1 protein-coding gene is annotated in these 364 nt (G+C 57.7%); it reads right to left on the bottom strand.

All coding sequences use genetic code 11. The features are described from left to right. Positions 1–364: ABC transporter substrate binding protein (locus KJQ96_RS38855; RefSeq protein WP_305831072.1), on the bottom strand; the 364-nt coding region annotated here is incomplete at both ends.

Genomic DNA, 364 nt, shown 5'->3' with positions numbered 1-364 from the left:
ATAGGCAAATCTGCCGGCTTCTCCCCGTTTAAGACCTTTTGCACATAGCCCGCCAGACGTTTGGCCTCAAAAATCCGACTCGGCCCGTAGGACAGCAACGCACCGCTGTCTGCGAATTCCCGCCACGACGCAATCACCGGAAGACGACGCTCTTGGCCGTGTTGTGCGATTTTAGAGGCAACAATGCCAGTGAGGCGTGATGAGATGACGAGCAGGCTATCGGCGCCGACTGCACCCACCCCCTGCAGCGCAGCGTCGAGATCGGCGATCTTATTTATCGGGTGGGTCGTTAGCTCAAGGCCGAGCGACTCGGCTCCGCGCCGTGCAAAAGTCACTTCGTCATCGAAATGCTGCGGATTGAATA

Origin of the sequence: Bradyrhizobium sp. sGM-13 (assembly GCF_018398875.1) — a bacterium.
Classification (GTDB): Bacteria; Pseudomonadota; Alphaproteobacteria; order Rhizobiales; family Xanthobacteraceae; genus Bradyrhizobium.
The sequence above is the reverse complement of the archived record's forward strand: the minus strand, read 5'-3'. Positions and strand labels throughout refer to the sequence as shown.